At 36.8% G+C, this 21,473-nt stretch carries 23 protein-coding genes; 17 read left to right on the top strand and 6 right to left on the bottom strand.

Annotated features, from left to right (window positions below; translation table 11 throughout):
• Positions 1–74: 74 nt before the first annotated feature.
• Complete coding sequence (locus tag BN358_RS16080) at positions 75–584, top strand: QueT transporter family protein (protein ID WP_019229559.1); 510 nt, start codon at positions 75–77, stop codon at positions 582–584.
• Between the two features lie 307 nt (positions 585–891).
• On the opposite strand, the gene BN358_RS16075 is transcribed toward BN358_RS16080, so the two are convergent.
• The 3 genes from BN358_RS16075 to upp all read right to left on the bottom strand — a co-directional run bounded on the left by BN358_RS16075 (position 892) and on the right by upp (position 4,190).
• Positions 892–1,833: a diacylglycerol kinase family protein gene (locus BN358_RS16075; RefSeq protein WP_019229558.1), complete on the bottom strand. Its 942-nt coding sequence runs from the start codon at positions 1,831–1,833 to the stop codon at positions 892–894.
• A gap of 82 nt (positions 1,834–1,915) precedes the next feature.
• The gene (locus tag BN358_RS16070) at positions 1,916–3,283 is read right to left on the bottom strand and encodes an MATE family efflux transporter (protein WP_019229557.1); all 1,368 of its coding nucleotides are present in this window, start codon (positions 3,281–3,283) and stop codon (positions 1,916–1,918) included.
• A 277-nt stretch (positions 3,284–3,560) separates the two neighbouring features.
• Positions 3,561–4,190, bottom strand: a complete 630-nt coding sequence (gene upp, locus BN358_RS16065; protein WP_019229556.1) for a uracil phosphoribosyltransferase — start codon at positions 4,188–4,190, stop codon at positions 3,561–3,563.
• A 123-nt stretch (positions 4,191–4,313) separates the two neighbouring features.
• Between upp and acpS the strand changes: the two genes are divergently transcribed.
• From acpS to BN358_RS16045, 4 genes are all read left to right on the top strand, one after another.
• Positions 4,314–4,679 (top strand): holo-ACP synthase, encoded by a 366-nt coding sequence (acpS, locus tag BN358_RS16060; RefSeq protein WP_019229555.1) that lies wholly within the window; start codon positions 4,314–4,316, stop codon positions 4,677–4,679.
• A 73-nt stretch (positions 4,680–4,752) separates the two neighbouring features.
• Positions 4,753–5,256, top strand: coding sequence for a hypothetical protein (locus BN358_RS16055; RefSeq protein ID WP_019229554.1), 504 nt, complete (start codon positions 4,753–4,755; stop codon positions 5,254–5,256).
• Positions 5,257–5,357: 101 nt separating this feature from the next.
• The gene (locus BN358_RS16050) at positions 5,358–5,633 is read left to right on the top strand and encodes a CopG family ribbon-helix-helix protein (protein ID WP_019229553.1); all 276 of its coding nucleotides are present in this window, start codon (positions 5,358–5,360) and stop codon (positions 5,631–5,633) included.
• A 1-nt stretch (position 5,634) separates the two neighbouring features.
• On the top strand, positions 5,635–5,985 hold the full coding sequence (locus BN358_RS16045; RefSeq protein WP_019229552.1) for a type II toxin-antitoxin system PemK/MazF family toxin: 351 nt from the start codon (positions 5,635–5,637) through the stop codon (positions 5,983–5,985).
• 212 nt (positions 5,986–6,197) lie between these two features.
• Here BN358_RS16045 and BN358_RS16040 read toward each other — a convergent pair whose 3' ends face one another.
• The gene (locus tag BN358_RS16040) at positions 6,198–7,511 is read right to left on the bottom strand and encodes a folylpolyglutamate synthase/dihydrofolate synthase family protein (protein WP_019229551.1); all 1,314 of its coding nucleotides are present in this window, start codon (positions 7,509–7,511) and stop codon (positions 6,198–6,200) included.
• 236 nt (positions 7,512–7,747) lie between these two features.
• On the opposite strand from BN358_RS16040, the gene BN358_RS16035 reads away from it, so the two are divergent.
• The 8 genes from BN358_RS16035 to yhbY all read left to right on the top strand — a co-directional run bounded on the left by BN358_RS16035 (position 7,748) and on the right by yhbY (position 14,679).
• Positions 7,748–9,601, top strand: a complete 1,854-nt coding sequence (locus tag BN358_RS16035) for a TIGR03960 family B12-binding radical SAM protein (RefSeq protein WP_040583836.1) — start codon at positions 7,748–7,750, stop codon at positions 9,599–9,601.
• A complete protein-coding gene (locus tag BN358_RS16030; RefSeq protein WP_019229549.1) occupies positions 9,582–10,262 on the top strand; it encodes a TIGR03936 family radical SAM-associated protein in 681 nt (226 codons plus the stop codon). Before BN358_RS16035 ends, BN358_RS16030 begins: the two co-directional genes overlap by 20 nt.
• Positions 10,263–10,381: 119 nt before the next feature.
• Entirely contained in the window at positions 10,382–11,881 is a 1,500-nt protein-coding gene (locus BN358_RS16025; RefSeq protein ID WP_019229548.1) for an Rne/Rng family ribonuclease, read from the top strand.
• Between the two features lie 110 nt (positions 11,882–11,991).
• Complete coding sequence (rplU, locus tag BN358_RS16020) at positions 11,992–12,303, top strand: 50S ribosomal protein L21 (RefSeq protein WP_019229547.1); 312 nt, start codon at positions 11,992–11,994, stop codon at positions 12,301–12,303.
• A gap of 4 nt (positions 12,304–12,307) precedes the next feature.
• Entirely contained in the window at positions 12,308–12,637 is a 330-nt protein-coding gene (locus tag BN358_RS16015; protein ID WP_019229546.1) for a ribosomal-processing cysteine protease Prp, read from the top strand.
• 2 nt (positions 12,638–12,639) lie between these two features.
• The gene (gene rpmA, locus BN358_RS16010) at positions 12,640–12,933 is read left to right on the top strand and encodes a 50S ribosomal protein L27 (RefSeq protein WP_019229545.1); all 294 of its coding nucleotides are present in this window, start codon (positions 12,640–12,642) and stop codon (positions 12,931–12,933) included.
• A gap of 127 nt (positions 12,934–13,060) precedes the next feature.
• Entirely contained in the window at positions 13,061–14,332 is a 1,272-nt protein-coding gene (obgE, locus tag BN358_RS16005) for a GTPase ObgE (RefSeq protein ID WP_019229544.1), read from the top strand.
• 56 nt (positions 14,333–14,388) lie between these two features.
• Complete coding sequence (gene yhbY, locus BN358_RS16000) at positions 14,389–14,679, top strand: ribosome assembly RNA-binding protein YhbY (RefSeq protein WP_019229543.1); 291 nt, start codon at positions 14,389–14,391, stop codon at positions 14,677–14,679.
• 63 nt (positions 14,680–14,742) lie between these two features.
• On the opposite strand, the gene uppS is transcribed toward yhbY, so the two are convergent.
• Positions 14,743–15,381, bottom strand: coding sequence for a polyprenyl diphosphate synthase (uppS, locus tag BN358_RS15995; protein WP_019229542.1), 639 nt, complete (start codon positions 15,379–15,381; stop codon positions 14,743–14,745).
• A 546-nt stretch (positions 15,382–15,927) separates the two neighbouring features.
• On the opposite strand from uppS, the gene BN358_RS15990 reads away from it, so the two are divergent.
• The 4 genes from BN358_RS15990 to BN358_RS15975 all read left to right on the top strand — a co-directional run bounded on the left by BN358_RS15990 (position 15,928) and on the right by BN358_RS15975 (position 18,429).
• Positions 15,928–16,689 (top strand): HAD family hydrolase, encoded by a 762-nt coding sequence (locus BN358_RS15990; RefSeq protein ID WP_019229541.1) that lies wholly within the window; start codon positions 15,928–15,930, stop codon positions 16,687–16,689.
• Between the two features lie 109 nt (positions 16,690–16,798).
• Entirely contained in the window at positions 16,799–16,993 is a 195-nt protein-coding gene (locus tag BN358_RS15985; protein WP_019229540.1) for a hypothetical protein, read from the top strand.
• Between the two features lie 86 nt (positions 16,994–17,079).
• Positions 17,080–17,910, top strand: a complete 831-nt coding sequence (thyA, locus tag BN358_RS15980; RefSeq protein WP_019229539.1) for a thymidylate synthase — start codon at positions 17,080–17,082, stop codon at positions 17,908–17,910.
• Positions 17,911–17,919: 9 nt separating this feature from the next.
• Complete coding sequence (locus tag BN358_RS15975; RefSeq protein WP_019229538.1) at positions 17,920–18,429, top strand: dihydrofolate reductase; 510 nt, start codon at positions 17,920–17,922, stop codon at positions 18,427–18,429.
• A gap of 75 nt (positions 18,430–18,504) precedes the next feature.
• Here the strand turns inward: BN358_RS15975 and ppdK are convergent, their stop codons facing one another.
• Positions 18,505–21,129, bottom strand: a complete 2,625-nt coding sequence (gene ppdK / locus BN358_RS15970) for a pyruvate, phosphate dikinase (RefSeq protein WP_019229537.1) — start codon at positions 21,127–21,129, stop codon at positions 18,505–18,507.
• Between the last annotated feature and the right edge of the window lie 344 nt (positions 21,130–21,473).

Raw genomic sequence — 21,473 nt, 5'->3', positions numbered from 1 at the left:
TTTCTTGGCACCCACTTTAAAAATCAAGGTTTTTTTAGTGACTCCGAGAATTATATTCGAAAGGAGTTTTTTTAATGGAAAAAAACGTAAATTTAAAATTTTTAACACACACTGCCCTCATAGCGGCAGCCTATGCAGCGCTTACCTATGCCTTTGCATTTATGAGCTATGGTCAGGTACAGTTTCGTGTATCTGAAATATTGGTGCTTTTCGCGTTCATTGAGCCAAGATATGGTCTGGGACTTGTCCTTGGATGCATATTGGCTAACTTCACAAGCCCACTTGGGGTAATTGACGTTGTTGTTGGTTCATTTGCAACTCTGATTGCAATATTGTACATTGCAGCTATAAGAAAAACTTTTGGATACAATAAAAAATCCATGTACCTGGCAAGTTTGGGACCTGTTTTATCAAATGCAATTTTTGTTGGACTAGAGCTTACGTATCTGTTCCAGACACCTTTTATGCTGAATGCCATGTATGTTGCCATAGGAGAAATTGTAGTGGTGACACTTGTAGGAACACAGGTTGTAAGTGCTGTGATGAAGAATTCAGCTTTGACCGAAAGACTTTCAATCAATTAATTAAAATAAATAAAAAGACGATTCAATTAAGAATCATCTTTGATGAAAAAATTACTTCCGACGTTGTCATTCTGAGGGCGTAGCCCGAAGAATCTCATGTTTTCAATAAAGATGAGATCCCGCAGTTTCGCACACAAATTTATTTATTCGCTAACGCTCGCATAAATTTGGTGCTCATTGCGAATGACCTACCGCTATTTTTCAGAAAAACGCCTGAAAAATAGGGTTAGGGCAACTTTCACTATCGTTCAGGATGACAGCGTCAGAGTTTGTCAATAGTCAGGCGATTCTATGAGGGTCGTCTTTTTTATTGCGCTTTTTGAGGTTTTGAACCTTGAACCGTAACTCCTTTAGGAAGACGGAAATTCAGTGATTCAGGAACAATTTCAAAATCAATTTCTTCAAATACATAATTTTCACCGTCAACACATAAGTTGATTGATTCTTGACTTATGATTTTCAATGTCTTGCATTTTTTGTATGTGATGTAATCTTTAAGTTTTTCATTTTCCAGGTGCGTTCCATTTTTGTAGCTTCCTATAAGGCCCAGAATCTTAAATCTCGACATTTTATTTACGAAACAAACATCTATGACTCCGTCATTAATCAAAGCTTTTGGAGCACATTTATAGCCTCCTCCATAGGAATGACCGTTAGCTGCAACTCCAAGCAGAAATGTTCCTTCAAATGTGTAGTCATCATCCAGCACAACTTTCAGTTTCTTGCCGAGTTTTTTTAATAAACAGTATAAAACAGAAAGAATGTAGCAACCGGAGCCTGTAATAAAAGGAATTTTTTTAAATTTGTGCATGTTGAATGCCGCATCTGCATCAAATCCTATGTTGCATACTGAAACGGAATATTCATTCTGTGCTTTTATCATGTCAAGCTTTACTGTTTCGCCTGATACCTGAGCTGCAATATCACCAAAAAGATAATGGTTGTTGAAGTTTTTCACGAAATCATTTCCGGAACCGCAGGGAATAACACCTACGCTAGCATGGCTGTAAGACACAGCTGCGTTTATGACTTCATGAAGCGTTCCGTCTCCGCCGCATGCATAAAATACCACAGGAGACTTGTCCGTACACTTGCTGTCAACAAATGACTTAACATCGCCTTTGTACCTGGTATAATAAATTTCATATTGTATTTCCTTGTTTTGTAGCAGAGAATTAATGTTGCTTGCAATTTCAGACTGAGATCTGCCTTTGCCAGCAACAGGATTAATTATAAAAATATGCCTCATAATATCCTCCCCATAGTCATAATAAACATATCATTGTGAAAACATTTTGTCAATAATTCAAAAAAGGCTTGCGCCTTCTTTGCTATTCCATTATTAAATTGTTAATCCACTTGTTGCTGTAGTATCTTTTAAGTACAGTGATGGATTTTATGAGCTCTTCTGCAAAAACCATGGCCATTACCCAGTGTATTGGAAGCTTTAAAACAAGGACTGAGAAAAATGCAACAGGAACACCTATGAACCATATGGTTACAATGTCTACGATCATGCAAAACTTTGTATCTCCTCCAGAACGGAGTATTCCGCAGATGAAAATGTATGAGAACATTTTGGGAGTGAAGTATGCCGTAAACACAATCAATGTCTTGTTCAGGGAAATGCTAGTTGATTGTTCCAGGTTGAAGTAACTTGCTATCATTCCTCTTGACACAAACAGCAGTGAAGCAAGAATTATGCTCAGAACAAATGTTATTTTTAGTATTCTGTTGCTATAGTCACGTGCTTTTTCAATATCATTTTTTCCAATTTCATTTCCTATCATTACAGCACTTGCATTTCCTATGCCGAAGAAAAAAGCCTGGAAAAAATCAGATATGTTGTAGGCTATTTGAACAACTGCAATTGCCGAAGCTCCCATGTAGCCGTATGCTATGAAGTATACACTCGTTCCCACAGACCAAGCAGTTTCAGACAAAATTACAGGAAATGATGTTTTAAGAACCTTTTTTAACATATTCATGTCCCAAGAAGTCATTTCCTTTATGGAAGCAGCAAGGGGATGATTTTTATTTCTGTAAATAAGAAATATAAGAGCTGTAAATTCAAAAATTCTTGCAAAAAGTGTTGCAGTTGCCGCTCCTTCTACTCCAAGTGCGGGAAATCCAAGATTTCCATTTATCAGAAGCCAGTTTATGAATGTATTTATCAAAAGTGCAACTGCATTTACTGCTGTAGGCATTTTGAGCATATGTATTGCTCTTGAGTTGAAGCTGAAAGCAAAGGAAATTGCAGTGAAAAAATATGAAAACGACACAATTTTAAGATACTTGCTTCCAAGAGCTATTACAGTGGGATCGTCTATGAATATTCTCATTATTTGATCTCTGAAAAAGAATACTGTCAAAGAAAACAAAATTGAAAGAAACGAGCCTATTATTATGTCAATTCCGAAAACTTTTTTGATGCTTATTTTGTCCTGGGCTCCCCAGTACTGAGCTATGAAAATAGCAGCTCCGCTGTAAATTCCAAAACATATTGTAGTAAAAATAAAATAAATTCTGTTAGCCAGGCCTACAGCTGAAATAGCATTTTCACCCAGGCTGCTTACCATTATGGTATCAATCATGTTAAGACCGATGCTTATGATATTTTGTATTACTACAGGAAGAGCAATTATAATCAGTGTTGTAAGAAATACGTTGTCTTTGCTGGTTTTAAAAAGCTTGTTCATTTCCACCTCATAGTAAACTTAAGGACGGATTAAAATCCGCCCTGTTTGCTTGTTATATATTTATAGTAAATTTTCACATGTTCGTGCCGATTCGGCGAAATTTTTTTGGGTACAAGAGTTTATCTCTTGTGAGGCGTCAAACCTCTTCGTTTATCAAATGAGATCCTTCACTACTGCTCAGGATAAGCGACCGACACAAAATCGAAGATTTTGGTCGTCTGCTTTCACTTACAAAGTATAAGCGACTGTCACCAAATCGAAGATTTGGGACATCTGCTTACTTTGTGCCGAACAATCTGTCGCCTGCATCTCCAAGGCCAGGTACTATGTAACCTATGTCGTTGAATTTTTCATCAATGCTTGCAGTGTAAATTTCAACATCAGGATGAGCATCTGTAACTTTTTTAAGCCCTTCGGGAGCACATACCAAGTGTATTGATTTTATTTTTTTTGCGCCGTGTTTCTTTAATAATGCTATTGCTCCGTTCATTGAGCCTCCGGTTGAAAGCATTGGTTCTGTAATTATTACTATTCTGTTTCCGATGTCACTTGGAAGTTTGCAGTAATATTCAACAGGTTCCAATGTTTCTTCATTTCTGTACAATCCTATGTGGCCTATTTTTGCATTTGGTATTAAATCAAGCATACCATCGACCATTCCAAGGCCAGCACGAAGTACCGGAACTATTGCAATATCCTCACCTGCAAGGACCTTTCCTGTTGTCTTTATTATGGGCGTTTCAATTTCTATGTCTTTAAGCTGAAGATTTCTTGTTACTTCGTAAGCCATTAGCATTGCTATTTCTCTTACTAGTTCTCTGAAATCTTTTGAAGATGTGTTTTTGTCTCTAAGCATTGTCAGTTTGTGCTGTATCAATGGATGAGAGACTACTGTTACATTACTCATATGTTGACTCCTTTATTGAAGAATTGTTAGTATTAGTTGTAATGCATTTAAACATGTAATATAATTATTATATACATGAAGAACTTTGTCAATTAATTTTTTTCTTAAAAAGGAGTACGGACAATGATAAAAGGCACAGGAATAGATATGACGGAAGTGGACAGAATTAAAAATAACATTGAAAATGAGAGATTCCTTCATAAAATTTATTCAACGGTTGAAATTGAATATTTAGAGTCAAGGAAATTCAATCCTCAGACTGCTGCAGGAATGTTTGCAGCAAAAGAAGCTGTATCAAAGTGCCTTGGCACCGGATTTACAAATTTCGGCCCCTGCGACATAGAAGTTGTGAAGGATGAAATGGGAAAACCGGGAATTATTTTAAAAAATAATGCAAAAAAAAGAGCCCAGGAATTAAATATTGAAACAATCCATCTATCCATATCCCACACCAGAGAGTATGCTGTTGCCTATTGTGTGGCTGAATAGTATCTAAGTTATTAGGCATATATTTTGAAATTCAATCATATATGTATTATATAACTATGGAGAGGATATTGGTATGAAGCTTAAAATTTGCTGCCTGATTTTGATTGTTTTATTGCTTTCAAGCTGTAAAAAAGAAGACAAAACATTTTCGATACCTGTTAATTATACTGCAGATGCGGTGATGCAGGTGTATGAACAAACAAGAGAAGACACTTACAACTTGAGCATAATCTCAAGAGACAATAATTACAGCATCAAATTGTCCTCTGGAAATCAAACGTGGAACACTGCTTATCTCTCAGGGGGCAGGTGCGTTTTAAGCAACGACAAATTTCCGGATGGCAGTGTAACAATTGAAAACTTCAAGACGGAAAAGTATCTTGTGCAGGATATTGATCTTTCGAAGTTTCAAAACACGGAAGACGGATTGTCTGAGGAAATAATCTATTGGGACGGAACGTTCAGGCATGTTCTTAGCTTTAGCAGTGAAAACTTGCTTCCAGACACAATTTTTATTTATAAAAATGACGATTTGGTTAAGACTATTAAGTATGAAAACATAAAAGTAGAGGAATAATATTTCACATAAATACAAAAAGTTACCATACAACTTTTAGTATTCATGTGGTAAAATTACTAATAAAACATGAACTGAGATGCAATTGTGAGGTGTGTGATTTGGCTGATAATAAGAAAATATTGATATCCATTCCGGAAAACCTGCTGAGAGAACTGGATAATGCCGTTAAAGAAGAAGGAACAAACAGAAGCGACTTTATTAGAAAATCAATAAGGTTTTATTTAATTGAAAAAAGAAAGCTTGAAATCAGAAACAAGATGAAGGCCGGATATTTGGAAATGAGCAACATTAACAAAAGTATTACAGAAGAATACTCAGAAGGGGACTATGAGGACTTTTTAAGCTATGAAACAAAATTAATAGGAAGTGAATAGTTTGATTGTTAAAAGGGGAGATGTATACTATGCCGACTTAAGCCCTGTCATAGGTTCAGAACAAGGGGGCGTGAGGCCGGTTTTAGTTGTACAAAACGACATAGGGAATAGATATAGTCCAACAGTTATTGTATCTGCAATTACTTCTCAGATTAATAAGGCAAAGCTGCCCACACACATAGAGATAAGTTCTGAAGACTTCAGTCTGCCTAAGGATTCTGTAGTTCTCTTAGAACAGATTCGCACAATCGACAAGAAGCGTTTAAAAGAAAAAATAGGCAGGTTTGATAAAAATCTCATGGGCGAAGTTGACGATTGCCTGAAAATAAGTTTGGGGCTCATTGATTTTTAATTGCATTAAAAATCAATGATTAAGAATTAAAATAAAATGAAGAATTAAGAATGAAGAGTTAAGAATTAAAATAAAGGGGTTGCTGCATTTTCATGTCATCCTGAGCGATAGCGAAGGATCTCATCTTTTGAAGGTATGAGATTCTTCGGGCTAAAGCCCTCAGAATGACACGATAAAAATCATTAATGCAGCAGCCTCTTTTTGCTGTTTATTTATTTATTTTCTATGAAGCCGTTATTTTTTAAAAGAGTTCTTATGTCGCCTATCATGTAAAGGGAGCCTACAAATGCTATGTAGTCTTCTTTTTTTGCTGCATTTAAAATAGGTAGTGTGTCCTCATATGAGTTAAGAGGAGCAACCTCAACTTCATAGTGTTCTCTGATTAGTGCTGCCAGATCTTCCGACTTCATGGCACGCGGATTGTTAGGAGTCAATGTGTAAACTTTTTTGCAAAGAGGAATAATAAAAGGAAGAACATCCTCAGGGTTTTTGTCCTTAAGCATTCCAAAAAACAAAGTGATTTTATTTTCATTGAAGTTTTCCTTCACAGCCTTAGAAAAATATTCTATTCCGTTTATGTTATGGCCGCCGTCAAGGACAATTACCGGATTTTCCTTAAGGATCTCAAACCTTCCGGCAAAACGGCATGTTCCAAGACCTTCTGCTATTGATTCTTCTGTTACGTTGTATCCTGATGTTTTTAATATTTCAAGGGCACGAAGTGCTGTGAGCACGTTGTAGAGCTGATGTTCTCCAAGGAAGTTCATTTTTGTTTCAGGAAGGTTGAACACATCTTTTTTCAGATAGTTAAACCACTGGCCTGTGAGATTTCCCCGGGTTTTTTCTATATCTTTAATGTTCACAACATATACTTTTGAGTTTTTCCCTTCAGCAACATCACTTATTGTTTTCACAACATTTTCAACCTGCGGATATATTATTACGCTTGAATTTTCCTTTATAATGCCTGCTTTTTCAAATGCTATTTTTTCAAGTGTGTCTCCAAGATACTCCATGTGGTCGAAGCTTATGGATGTTATGACGGATACAAGGGTGTTTTTTACAACATTTGTAGCGTCAAACCTTCCTCCCATGCCTACTTCAAGCACAAGAAAGTCTATGTTTTGTTCCTGAAAGTATTTAAAACCTATGGCAGTGACAACTTCAAATTCCGTGGGATGATTGTAGCCTTCCTCAAGCATCACTGCAATTTTTTCCTTCACCAGAGAAGTTATTTTTCCAAGGGATTCCTTGTCTATGTGGTGCTTGTTCACTTGTATTCTTTCTGTGAATTCTTCGAGAAAAGGGCTTATAAAAAGTCCTGTCTTGTATCCTGAGGCCATTAACACATCGTGAATCATGTTGCTTGTGGAACCTTTTCCGTTTGTTCCTGCAACGTGGATAATTTTGTAAGAGTCCTGTGGATTGCCAAGAAGTTCTGTGAGTCTAGTAATATTTTCAAGTCCTAATTTGGAACCGAATTTGTAAGTTGAATGAATGAATTCTATTGATTCTTCGTAGTTCATTTTAACCTCCGCTATATGTATTCAAATACTATAATATTTCAAGCAATACAATATTTCAAGCTTTTTACAAATAAATTTTCTTTATAAGTTGTCATTTAATATTGGTTATGATAAAATATATAGAATTTAAATGAATTGTAATGTCAATAAAGTTAAAAATAATTATTATATTTAATTTTACAACATGGAAAATTTCTTGGCGTTATATAATATAGAAAGGAAACACTATGATAGATATGAAAAAGTTAGACAGAGAGCTTTTGAAGGTTGAAAAACCTGCCCGTTATGTGGGCAGCGAGCTTAACTCTGTTGTAAAAAACAAAGAAGATGTAAATGTAAGATTTGCTTTTGCTTTTCCTGATGTTTACGAAGTAGGAATGTCACATACAGGAATGCACATTTTGTACCATCTCATGAACAGCATGGAAAATGTGTGGTGCGAAAGAGTCTTTGCTCCATGGACAGACATGGAAGAAATAATGCGCAAAAACAACATTCCTCTTTACGGACTTGAAAGCAAGGACGAATTAATGGAATTTGATTTTGTTGGATTCACTCTTCAGTATGAAATGAGCTACACAAACATCCTGAACATGCTTGATCTTGGGAAAATCCCTGTAAGGTCAAAGGACAGGACAAATGATATGCCTCTTGTTATTGCAGGAGGACCATGCGCTTACAATCCTGAACCTCTTTATGAAGTCATTGACCTGTTTACAATAGGAGAAACAGAAGAACTTCTCCCTGAACTTTTGAAGCTTTATGAAGAAGAAAAGAAAAACGGATTTGACAGACTTGTTTTTCTTGAAAAAGCAGCAAAATTGGATGGAATTTATGTTCCTTCATTCTATGAGGAATTATACAATGAAGACGGCACTGTAAAAGGAAGAAAGACACTTAATGAAAATGCTAAGGAAATAATCACTAAAAGAATCATCAGAGATCTGAATAAAAGTTTTTATCCTGAAAAAAGTATTCTTCCTTACATTGACGTTGTTCATGACCGTGTTGTCCTTGAGCTTTTCCGCGGATGCACCAGAGGCTGCCGTTTCTGTCAGGCAGGAATGGTTTACAGACCTGTTAGGGAAAAAGAAGCAGACACTCTTGTAAAACAAGCCGAAAGACTTATTGATTCAACGGGACATGATGAAATATCTCTTACATCACTTAGTTCCGGCGATTACTCATGTCTTCCGGACCTTACACTGAAGCTATTAGACATGTATGAAAATCAAAATGTAAGCATTTCTCTTCCTTCACTAAGGCTTGACTCAATGACGTTTGACATCATTGAAAGACTACAGGAAGTAAGAAAATCAGGTCTTACATTTGCACCTGAAGCCGGTACTCAAAGGATGAGGGATGTCATAAATAAAAATCTTACGGAAGAACAAATATTGGGACCTGTGGAAACTGCATTCAACCTTGGATGGTCAACAGTTAAGCTTTATTTCATGATAGGACTTCCGGGAGAAACAATGGAAGATGTTCTTGGAATAAAGGAACTTGCCTACAAGGTAAAGGATAAATTCTTCCAGAGACCAAAAGAAGACATAAAAGGAAACTTAAAAATAAATGCCAGTGCATCATGCTTTGTGCCTAAACCTTTCACGCCGTTCCAGTGGGTTAAGCAGGACAGCATGGAAGAATTTTTCGACAAGGCTAAATCACTGCAGAGGGAAATAAAGGACAAAAAAGTTTCCTTCAGCTACCACGAGCCTAAATTAAGCTACCTTGAAGCAGTGTTTGCAAGAGGAGACAGAAGACTTTCTTCTACGCTTATAAGAGCATGGGAAAAAGGCTGCCGATTTGACGGATGGTATGACATGTTTGATTTTAGCAAGTGGATGGAAGCTTTTGAAGAAACTTCAACAGACGCTGACTTTTTCGGAAGAAGGGAGAGATCTCTCACAGAAGTTCTTCCTTGGGACTTCATTGACATAGGAGTTGACAAGAAATTCCTTGTAAGTGAATATGAAAAATCAATGGGATATACAACAACACCTGACTGCAGACAGCAATGCGTGAACTGCGGCGTGAACCATAGATTATTAGGAGGTGCATGCCCTCATGTGCAAGTTAATAAATAAGTACAGCAAGACAGGAAATTTAAAATATATTTCACACCTGGATGTTTTAAGATTCATCCAAAGAGCTGTTAAAAGAACAGGTCTTCCTGCAAAATATTCAGAAGGATTCAATCCTCACATGAAGACGGCCTTCGGATATCCACTGTCATTGGGAACTGAAAGCATTGGTGAATATTTTGAGCTTGAATTCAATGAACATGTTGATCCTGAAGATTTTGTAAGTAAGATTAACAAAGTGCTGCCCAAAGAAATGCAGATTCAAAAATCAAAGGAAACTGAAGAACAGGAATCCATAATGTCAAGGTGCGCCTATGCAGAATATATAATAACACTTGAATCAGAAACAATGGATGCAGACAATCTCAATATTTTGTTCAATGAAATGTTAGAGACGGGACTTGTGTACCCAAGGCAGAAAAAGAACAAGAAAAACAAAACAGTTATTAAAGACATAAACACATTGGATTATATAAAATATCTGAAAGCCGAAAGACTTTCGGAAGGAAAATTAAAAGTGGAAGCCGTTTTTTTGACAACAGAAACAGGAAGCATGAAAGTTGACGAGCTTTTAAAGCTAATGGAAGAAAGAGGCTTCACCGCAGATTATCATTCTATAATGAAAATAGATGCTCTGGATAAAAACATGCAGCCAATTCTTTAAAAAACCAATTAAGAATTAAGAATGAAGAGTGAAAAATTAAATGTTGCAATCAGGCTATGCCTGATTGCTTTAACTAATTCTTAACTCTTAATTCTTAATTATTGAAAGGGGGGGTTATTATGAAGCAGATTATAATCAATAATTCGGTTTTTTTCGATCAGGTGGCAATCCTTAAAGATGGAAGACTGCATGATTTTATGCACGAAGAAAAGGACTACAAAAGTTTGGTTGGGAACATTTACAAAGGAAGAGTAATGAACATATTGCCTGGTATGGAAGCCGCCTTTATTGATGTGGGTCTTGAAAAAAACGCATATATATTTTTGGATGACTTGCTTTCAGATAAATTCCTGAAAGAAAAGAATCTGAAGAAAAAGGATGCTAAAAGCATTGTTAATGTTTTGAAAAAGGGTGAGGAAATCCTTGTGCAGATTGCAAGAGAACCAATCGGTGAAAAAAACATAGCTGTAACAACTGATATTTCAATTTCAGGCAAATATATAGCCCTTATTCCCAAAAGCACTAAAGTTAACATATCAAAGAAAATCAAGGATGCTGAAAAAAGAAAAAGGCTCACGGAAATTGGCAAGTCAATCATGACTGATGGAAACGGAATGATTATCAGGACGTTTTCCGAAGATTGTGAAAGAGAAGAAATTGAAAATGAATACAATATGCTTTCATATATATACAATCAGATAGAAAAGGAAAACAATTATTCCTATGCCCCTAAGCTTCTGTACAAAAGCAATTCCCTGGTGGAAAAAGTATTTTTGGATTCCATAGATTCTACAGTTGATGAAATATATGTAGAGGACAAGAAAACAAAGGATAAAATCACTTCTCTTGTTAAGGGATGTGGTGACAATCTAAAGAATATTAGAATTATTGAGTCTGAAAGAGCATTTCAAGACTTCAATGTGGAAAATCAAATCAAGACACTTTTCCAGAGAAAGGTAGAGCTTGAAAACGGAGGTTCTATTTTCATTGATGTAACTGAAGCATTGACGGTTATTGATGTAAACAGCGGCAAATTCATAGGAAGCGAAAACATGGAGGAAACCGCACTTCAAATTAATCTTTCTGCCTTAGATGAAATAGCCAGACAGGTGAGGCTTCGAAACATAAGTGGAATCATAATAATTGATTTCATTGATGTTAAAAGTAAGGATAATATAGAAATCATAGTTAACAAAGCAAAATCAGTGTTCAAGGAAGACAAGGCGAAAACAAACATCCTCGGAATGACGAAACTAAATCTTATGGAAATCACCAGAAAGAAAAATAAGGATAACTTCTACAACCTTATAACACAGCAGTGCAGCCATTGCAGCGGAAGCGGAAGGACAGGGTCAAAGCTGTATGTTTTCTTCAGGCTTGAAAGCATAATAAAAAACATAAAAAGAAACACTTCGTCGGACGCTGTTGTTCTTAAATGCGGTTATCTTATGAACAATTTCATAAAAAACAACTGCACGGATATTATCAAGGAAGTTGAAAACAAATACAGCATTAAACTATTTTTTAAAATGGATGACAATATGAGCACTGACGATATAGTTGTTGATAAAATTGGAAAGATTGACTTTATAAATTCATATTTAAATGAAGAAAAATAAGTTGACAAACTTGCCAATGTTTGATAAACTTTATATTTGCAAGAGCCGCACGGATCAGGTTAAAACTTTATGTACCTGCAATGGCGAGACTGGGAAGAGGAGGTAATATTATGTACGCAATTATTGAAACAGGTGGAAAACAATATAGAGTTCAGGAAGGCGATGTTGTAAGAGTTGAAAAACTTGAAATCGCTGATGGTGAAACAGTAAAATTTGATAAAGTTTTACTTGTAGCTGAAGAAGGAAAATTAAATGTTGGAAAACCATATGTTGACGGAGCGGTAGTTGAAGCTGTAGTTGAAAACCAAGGTAAAGCAAAGAAAATCATAATTTTCAAATACAAAGCTAAAAAAGACTACAGAAAGAAACAAGGTCATCGTCAGCCATATACACAAGTAAAAATCGGTAAAATAGTTGGATAGTGATATGATTACAATCACAATATATAAAACTAAAGAAGAAATCAATGGTTTTATAGTTGAAGGTCATTCTGGATACGCTGAAGAAGGATCGGACATAGTATGCGCATCAGTTTCAATTTTATCTTACACTGCACTTAACGCAATGAACTTAGTTGCAGGTGTGAGTCCTGAATTCATAAGTTATGAAGTTGATGAAGAAACCGGATTTATGAACATGAGGACTTTGAAGATAAATGATAAGACTGATGTCATATACAGAAACTTTATGGTAGGAATTGAATTGTTGCTGGAAGATTACAGTGATTATATTACACTTAAATTTGAGGAGGTGTAACCATGTTATTGAAATTAAACTTACAGTTATTCGCACATAAAAAAGGTGTTGGTAGCTCTAAAAACGGTCGTGATAGCAATGCTAAAAGACTTGGAGTAAAAAGAACTGACGGTCAATTCGTATTGGCTGGAAATATTCTTGTAAGACAAAGAGGAACTAAACTTCATCCTGGATTGAATGTAGGCATCGGCAGCGATGATACATTGTTTGCAATGGTAGACGGAAAAGTAAAGTTTGAAAGAAAAGACAAAACAAGAAAGCAAGTCAGTGTATATCCTTGTGAATTAGAAGCATAATAAACGAAAGTGACCTACCTTAACGGTAGGTTTTTGTTTTAAAGGAATGGGGACACACCCCTAAGCAGGGTGAGTCTTTGGAGTAGGCTTAGGGGAATGTCCCCAAATTAGAAAAGGTTGGGATAAAATGTTTGTAGACATAGCAAAAATTAATGTTAAGGCCGGCAAAGGCGGAAACGGCAGTGTTGCTTTCAGACGTGAAAAATATGTGCCACTGGGCGGACCAGCCGGCGGAGACGGCGGAGACGGCGGAAGCATAATATTGGTTGCTGATGAAGGCTTGAGAACATTGATGGATTTCAGATATAAGAGGCACTATCAGGCCGAAAACGGCGAGGACGGCAGGGGCAAGAAACAATACGGTTCGGACGGAAAAGATATGTACTTGAGAGTTCCGACAGGAACACTGGTAAAGGATGAAGAAACCGGCATTGTATTGGCAGATTTAAAAGTAGATGGACAGGAATATGTGTGTGCAAGAGGAGGACGCGGTGGAAAAGGAAACGTTAAGTTTAAAAATTCCATAAGACGTACGCCTCGTTTTGCTGAGCCCGGAACAAAGGGTGAAGAAAGAGAAGTTTTGCTTGAGCTTAAGCTCATAGCCGATGTGGGCCTCGTTGGATTTCCAAACGTAGGGAAATCTACTATACTGGCATCAGTAACAAGTGCTAAGCCAAAAATTGCCAATTACCATTTCACAACGCTGAAACCGAATCTCGGAGTTGTTATGATAGGTGAAGGCCACAGCTATGTTCTTGCAGACATTCCTGGACTTATAGAAGGTGCAAGCGAGGGTGCCGGACTTGGTCTTGAATTTTTAAGACATGTGGAAAGAACAAAGCTTCTATTGCATGTAATTGATGCCTCAGGCCAGGAAGACAGAGACCCTGTAGAAGATTTTTATAAAATCAATGAAGAACTGAAAAACTACAGCGAAAAATTGACCAAGAAGGAACAGATCATTGTTCTTAACAAAATGGACCTTCCTCAGTCATTAGAAAATGTGGAAAAAATAAAAAAAGAATTCATAGATTACGAAATAATAGAAGTATCTGCTGCAACAGGCGAAGGTCTTGATTTCCTCAAGAAAAGAGCTTACGAAAGACTTCTTGAAATCGAAGAAGAAATTGAATTTGTTGATGAAGTACAGGTTGAACAATTCTTTGACAGAAAAGAAAGAGACACCATTGTTGTTTCCAGGGAAGAAGATTACTTCCTGGCTGAAGGAGAATTTCTTGAAAGGCTGGTTGCTTCTACAAACTTTGATGACTTTGAATCATTCAGCTACTTCCAGAAGGTTCTTATTGACAAGGGCGTAATTGAAAAGTTAAGAGAGCTTGGTGCAAAAGAAGGAGATCTCATAAGCGTGTGCGGAATAGAATTCGACTTCGTAGACTAATAGATTATTAGTCAATGCACTGAATGCTTTTCATACAATGTTCTAAAGGAGGACAAATGCTAACAGGAAAACAAAGAAGTTATTTAAAGTCTCTTGCAAACGGAATAGATCCCATTATGCAGATAGGCAAAGGCGGCGTTACAGACAATGTGCTCAAGCAGATTGACGACGCTTTGGAAGCAAGAGAACTAATTAAGATAAAACTGCTGAACAACAGTCAGCTTGAGGCAAAACAAACTGCCAATGAAATTGCTGAGTCAGTGAGAGCTGAGTTTGTTCAAAGTATAGGAAACAAATTTGTGCTTTACAGAGAAGCGAAAGATGCACAAATTGTAATACCTAAATAACAGAAAAGTGACGGCTTTGTCCTCTAGCGAGTGCCGTCACATTTTTTTGTCGAGACAGATAACTTATCCTCCCAGCGTCACATCCTGCATGTTGTACCACTTCATGGCCTCATGAAATTGTTCCGGTTTGAAATCAGGCCACATGTCATCAATGGTGTAGATGTCTGAATAAACAGACTGCAGCGGCAAAAATCCGGACAACCTTTTTCTACCTCCCCACCTGAGTATAAGGTCTATTCTTGATATATCTCTTGAATAAAGCCCGTCCAGTATGCTTTTTCTTCCTGTATTGTTAGATAAGTTTGATATGTCCCAGTCCCATCCATAGTTAACAAGAAAGTTCACTTTCATGCCACCTCTGCCTATGTTTGTTCTGTTTGTAAACTTGAGAAGTTCTTCAGGAAACATGGGTGAATTTTTGTTTCCTATGACTAAAAGAGACACATCTTCCTTCGCGATTAAATTAACTGCATCAACACATGCCTTAACAAAAGAGTCAATTTGTATTCTTGGTCTTTTGCAGTTGTCTGTCGTGAAACCATAATATGTAATTTCATTTATTCCGTATTCCCTGGCAAGGTACAATGCATGAAGACCGGGTGTGAGGCCGTACTGGTAGCCATCTTTCTTTTCATATCCCTTGTCCTGTGCCCAGCGCCTGTTGCCGTCTGGTATTATTCCAATATGTCTTGGCACTCTCAATAAAAACACAACCTTTCTGTAATGATATTGTATTATCTGCATTTTTTTGACAAATATACTTTTCTATGGATAATTTGAATATGTAAAGAAGTTGCTAAAATTTTATTTTGGTAACAAAGTAACATTCGACCGTGTCATTCTGAGGGCGTAGCCCGAAAGATGACCTAACCTATTTTTCAGGTGCTTTTGTGAAAAATAGCGGTAGGTCATTCGCAATGAGCACCAAATTTATATGAGCGATAGAGATAAATAAATTTGTGTGCGAAACTGCGGAATCTCATCTTTTCAGTGGGAGATCCTTCACTAACGTTCAGGATGACAGCGTCGGGGTTTGTCAATAGTCTGAAGTTGTTACACTACTTTCGCTAAGGGGACTAATGTCCTATTCTATAAAAAAAGTATTCACATTTTATTAATTATGTTATATAATACAGCATTACTCTTTAAGACTTTATAAAGCTTGGGGGTATATAATATACATATATTTTACAATACACTATTTTAATTTTTACAAATGAGTGATATTGTGTACAAGGAGGTGAAAATATGATAAAAGGAATATTGTTTGACAAAGACGGAACCATAATAGACTTTTCATTGTGGAGAAATGCCGGAGTAAACATGATTAAATCAATTTTAAGCGAATATGGAATAAAGGACAATAATTTAAACAGAGAACTTGAAAAGTCCATAGGAATAACTGAAAACGGAGTGGAACCATTCGGTGCACTGGCTTATAAAACCCATGAACACGTGGCTTTAGAAATGCATTTCATCCTGAGCAGGTACAGAAATATAGATTTTGAAGATTTCAAAGTTCATGTGGCAGATCTTTTAAGAAACGAAGTGCTGAGAGACGATGCGGATATAAGGGAAACCACAGATTTAAGAGCATTGTTCAATCATCTTAAAGAAAACGGAATAAAGGTAGGACTGGCAACAGCAGACACATATCAGTCTGCAATGCACATGGTGAACAAACTGAACCATCAGGACATGTATGATTTCTTCGGTTCCTATGACGGAGTAATGAAACCAAAACCACACAAGGACATGTGCGTAAGATTCTGTGAAATGTACGGATTAAAGCCATATGAGGTTGCTATAGTAGGAGACTCATACAACGACATGATATTTGCAAGAAATTCAGGAGCCATTGGAGTAGGAGTACTTTCCGGTGTGAGCAGCAAAATAAACTTAAAAGATACTGCGGACATAATAATACCGTCAGTTGAATCGCTGTTTGATAAAGAAGTGCTCAGTGCCCTTTATGAAGAAGCATCTGAAAGAAAATTCAAAACAGCGTAAGTCTTTGAATTACACAGTAGTTCAAGGACTTAATTTTTTTTTGGAAAAATGTAATAATTTATGGATATGCGTCAATAATATAGTATAAAAAATACTTGGGGAGTGTATTATGGACGAATTTGATAAAATCAAAAAAATGTACGACAGCGGATACAGATGCATAAGGTACGATGACACTAAGGACGGAGAAATGTGCATTTATTTCAAAAACTTTGAAAATGAAAATTCAGAGGCAATGAGGGTGTCAGGATTTGATCAGAAAATGCAGATTAAAAATTTCATAAATCAAAACACCATGAAATAACAGGGAACGAATAGTTCTCTTTTTTATATTGTAAAGAAAGTCCGGCTATTGTATAATATAAATATTAATTAGACAGGAGGTTCCGCATGAGCACAGCAGATAAAATTTTTATAGAAACTTGCAAAGATATACTCACAAACGGAGTTTGGGACACAGATTATGATGTGAGGCCAAGGTGGGAGGACGGCACACCTGCCCATACCATAAAAAAATTCGGAATAGTAAACAGATACAATCTGCAGGAAAATTTTCCTATCCTGACATTGAGGAGGACAAATTTCACTGCAGCCGCAGATGAACTTCTGTGGATATGGCAGAAAAAATCAAACAACGTAAACGACCTTAACAGCCACATCTGGGATTCATGGGCAGACGAATCAGGTTCCATAGGTAAAGCATACGGATACCAGCTGGGATTGAAGCACAAGTACAAGGAAGGCGAATTTGATCAGGTTGACAGGGTCATTTATGATTTAAAAAACAACCCTGCAAGCAGAAGAATTATGACCAACATTTACAATTTCCAGGATTTAAATGAAATGCACCTTTACCCATGTGCATACAGCATGACATTCAATGTTTCAGGAAACAAGTTAAATGCCATACTTAACCAGCGTTCACAGGACGTGCTTGCAGCAAACAACTGGAATGTTGTGCAGTATTCACTTCTTGTACATATGATGGCACAGGTAAGCGGCCTTGTTCCGGGAGAACTTATTCATGTAATATCAGATGCTCACATTTATGACAGACATGTTCCAATAATTGAAGAGCTTATCGAAAGAGTTGAACATGATGCGCCTATATTTGAAATAGACAAATCCATTGACAATTTTTATGATTTTACAGTTGACAGCTTTAAACTCATAAATTATGAATATAATCCTTTTAAAACAAAAGTACCTATAGCGGTATAAGGAGTAAGCATGAAATTAATAGTAGCTGTGGCAAAAGACTGGGGAATAGGAAATAGCGGAGATTTGCTTTTTGATTTGCCAGATGACATGAAATTCTTCAGGGAAACCACAAAAAACAAAACAGTTGTTATGGGCAGAATAACACTTCTTTCACTTCCGGGAGGAAATCCTCTGAAAAACAGAGTGAACATTGTAATGACAACTGACAAGAATTATGAAAAAGAAGGATGCACTGTAGTTCATTCAGTGGAGGAGCTTCTTGAAGAGGTAAAAAAATATAACAGCGATGATGTGTTTGTAATTGGAGGAAGCAAAATTTACAATGAGCTTTATCCATACTGCAGTGAAGCTTACATAACAAAGGTTGATGCTGTCAAAGATGCTGACTCATATCTTCACAACTTCGATCAGGACCAGGACTGGTTGCTGACATTTGCTTCAGAGCTCCATGAGAACAACGGGCTTAAGTTTAACTTCAACACTTATAAAAACCTAAACGTTAAAGAAATTAATAATTAAGAGTTAAGAAGTAAGAATGAATGACAAAAAAAATCAGGCAAGCCTGATTTTTTTATTTTAACTTTTTATTAATTATTAATTGTTCTTTATTGCTGATTGTGCTGCTGCAAGTCTTGCTATTGGAACTCTGAATGGTGAGCAGGAAACATAGTCAAGTCCTGTTCTGTGGAAGAATTCAATGGATGCAGGGTCGCCGCCGTGCTCTCCGCAAACTCCCAGGTGAATGTGGTCCTTAGCAGCTCTTCCAAGCTTCACTGCCATTTCAACCATTTTTCCAACTCCGTCCTGGTCAATGCTCTGGAACGGATCTTGTTCAAGTATTCCAACTTCCTTGTAGTCATTGATGAATTTTCCGGCGTCATCTCTTGAAAATCCAAATGTCATCTGAGTGAGGTCGTTTGTTCCGAATGAGAAGAAATCTGCTGCTTCTGCAATTTCATCAGCTGTCACGCATGCTCTTGGAACTTCTATCATTGTTCCAACAAGATACTCGATGTCTGAATTCATTTCTTTTTTTACTGCTTCAGCTGTTTCAACAATATATTTCTTTACAAAGTCAAGTTCTGATTTCTTTCCAACAAGAGGAACCATTATTTCAGGAACAATTGTGATATTTTCTTCCTTTGATACCTCTATTGCAGCTTCCATTATTGCTCTAGCCTGCATTTTTGCTATTTCAGGATATGTTACTGCAAGGCGGCAGCCTCTGTGTCCAAGCATTGGGTTAAACTCGTGAAGAGAGTTTATTTTGTCTGTCAGCTTATCAACAGGAACATTCATGTCTCGTGCCAGGTCTTCTATGTCTTGTTTGTTTGTAGGAATGAACTCATGAAGAGGAGGATCAAGAAGTCTTATTGTTACAGGACGAACTCCCATGATTTTGAATATTCCCTTGAAGTCATTCTTCTGCATTGGGAGAATTTCAGCCAATGCTTTTTCTCTTTGAGAAACTGTGTCAGCAATAATCATTTTTCTAACTGAAAAAATACGGCTTTCTTCAAAGAACATGTGCTCTGTCCTGCAAAGGCCTATTCCTTCAGCTCCGAATTTTACAGCCATTGCTGAATCGTTTGGAGTGTCTGCGTTAGTTCTTATTTTAAGCTTTCTGAACTCATCTGCCCATTCCATAAGTATTCCGAAGTTTCCTGAAATATTTGCTTCTACAGTCTTTATTTTTCCTATATATACATTGCCGGTGCTTCCGTCAAGAGAGATATAATCTCCTTCAGTGTAGACTTTACCTTCAATTGTCATTGTTTTTCTTGCTTCATCAACAAATATTGTTTCACATCCTGCTACACAGCATTTTCCCATTCCTCTTGCAACAACTGCAGCATGGGATGTCATTCCTCCTCTTGAAGTGAGAATTCCTTTGGCTTTGTTCATTCCTTCAATGTCTTCAGGAGATGTTTCTTTTCTTACCAGTATGGTAGCTTCACCATTTTTAGCTGCAGCCACTGCTTCATCTGCTGTGAAGTATATTTTTCCTGTTGCTGCTCCAGGAGATGCAGGAAGGCCCTTTGCTGCAGGAACTGCATTCTTCAAATCATCAGGATCAAATTTAGGGTGAAGAAGCTGATCTAATGATTTTGGATCAACTCTCATTACAGCAGTCTTCTTGTCAATAAGATTTTCACCAACCATTTCTACTGCAGCTCTAAGAGCTGCTTCTGCTGTCCTTTTTCCGTTACGGGTCTGAAGGAAGTATAATTTTCCCTGTTCAATGGTGAACTCAATGTCCTGCATGTCTTTATAATGTTGTTCAAGTGTGTTGGCAGATTCCATGAATTCTTTATATATTTCAGGCATAACGTCGTTTAATTTGTCAATTGCAAGTGGAGTTCTTATTCCAGCAACAACGTCTTCACCTTGAGCATTGATTAGAAATTCTCCAAAAACCTTCTTTTCTCCGGTGGAAGGGTTTCTGGTAAAGGCAACGCCTGTTCCAGAACTTTCTCCCATGTTTCCGAAAACCATGGACTGTACATTTACTGCAGTTCCCAAGTTGTGAGGAATGTCATAAAGATTTCTGTATGTTATGGCTCTTTGATTGTTCCATGACCTGAATACTGCTTCAACAGCCATGAGGAGCTGAGTCTCAGGTTCCTGAGGGAAGACAGTCTTTGTTTCTCTTTTGTAAATTTCCTTGAATTCTTTGACCAGTTGCTTTAAATCATCTGCAGTGAGTTCTGTGTCGTATTTGTAGTTGTTTTTTTCCTTTGCGTCGTCCAGCACGTTGTCAAACTTGTATTTTGGAATTTCAAGTACAACATCACCGAACATCTGAATGAACCTTCTGTAGCTGTCGTAAGCAAAACGAGGATTTCCAGTCTTTAAAGCCATACCTTCAACTGTATTGTCATTGAGTCCAAGATTTAAAATTGTATCCATCATTCCAGGCATAGAAAAAGCTGCTCCTGAACGTACTGAAACAAGAAGTGGATTCTCCACGTCTCCGAATTTTTTTCCTGTTTGTTCTTCCAATAGAGCCAGGTGTGTTTTAATCTGATTTATTATTTCCTCAGTTAATTTTTTTCCTTGCTCATAAAATTCTGTGCATGCTTCTGTAGTGACTGTAATTCCAGGAGGTACTGGCAGACCTATGTTTGTCATTTCTGACAGATTGGCACCCTTTCCACCCAGAAGATATTTTTGTGAAGCATTTCCTTCCTTAAACATATAAACCCATTTCTTGCTCATAATCGTCCTCCATTTTAATCATATATAATTTCTAATATTTCTAGAGTGATTGTTACGCACTGACATTTTGCCAGTCAGACTATTGACAAACCCTGACGCTGTCATCCTGAACGATAGTGAAGGATCTCATCTTTATTGAAAACATGAGATTCTTCGGGCTACGCCCTCAGAATGACAACGTCGAAAATTACTTTATCATCAACCTGACTGACATTTTGTCAGTAATTATGTTTCCTTGTTTTGTCATTTATATTTGATGAATATTACAAATATAATATAACACATTTAACTAAAAGTACAGAATATTTTTGACCCTTGATATAAAAATATTAATTTTGACATAT

Source organism: Sedimentibacter sp. B4, assembly GCF_000309315.1.
Taxonomy (GTDB): Bacteria; Bacillota; Clostridia; order Tissierellales; family Sedimentibacteraceae; genus Sedimentibacter; species Sedimentibacter saalensis.
The sequence above is the reverse complement of the archived record's forward strand: the minus strand, read 5'-3'. Positions and strand labels throughout refer to the sequence as shown.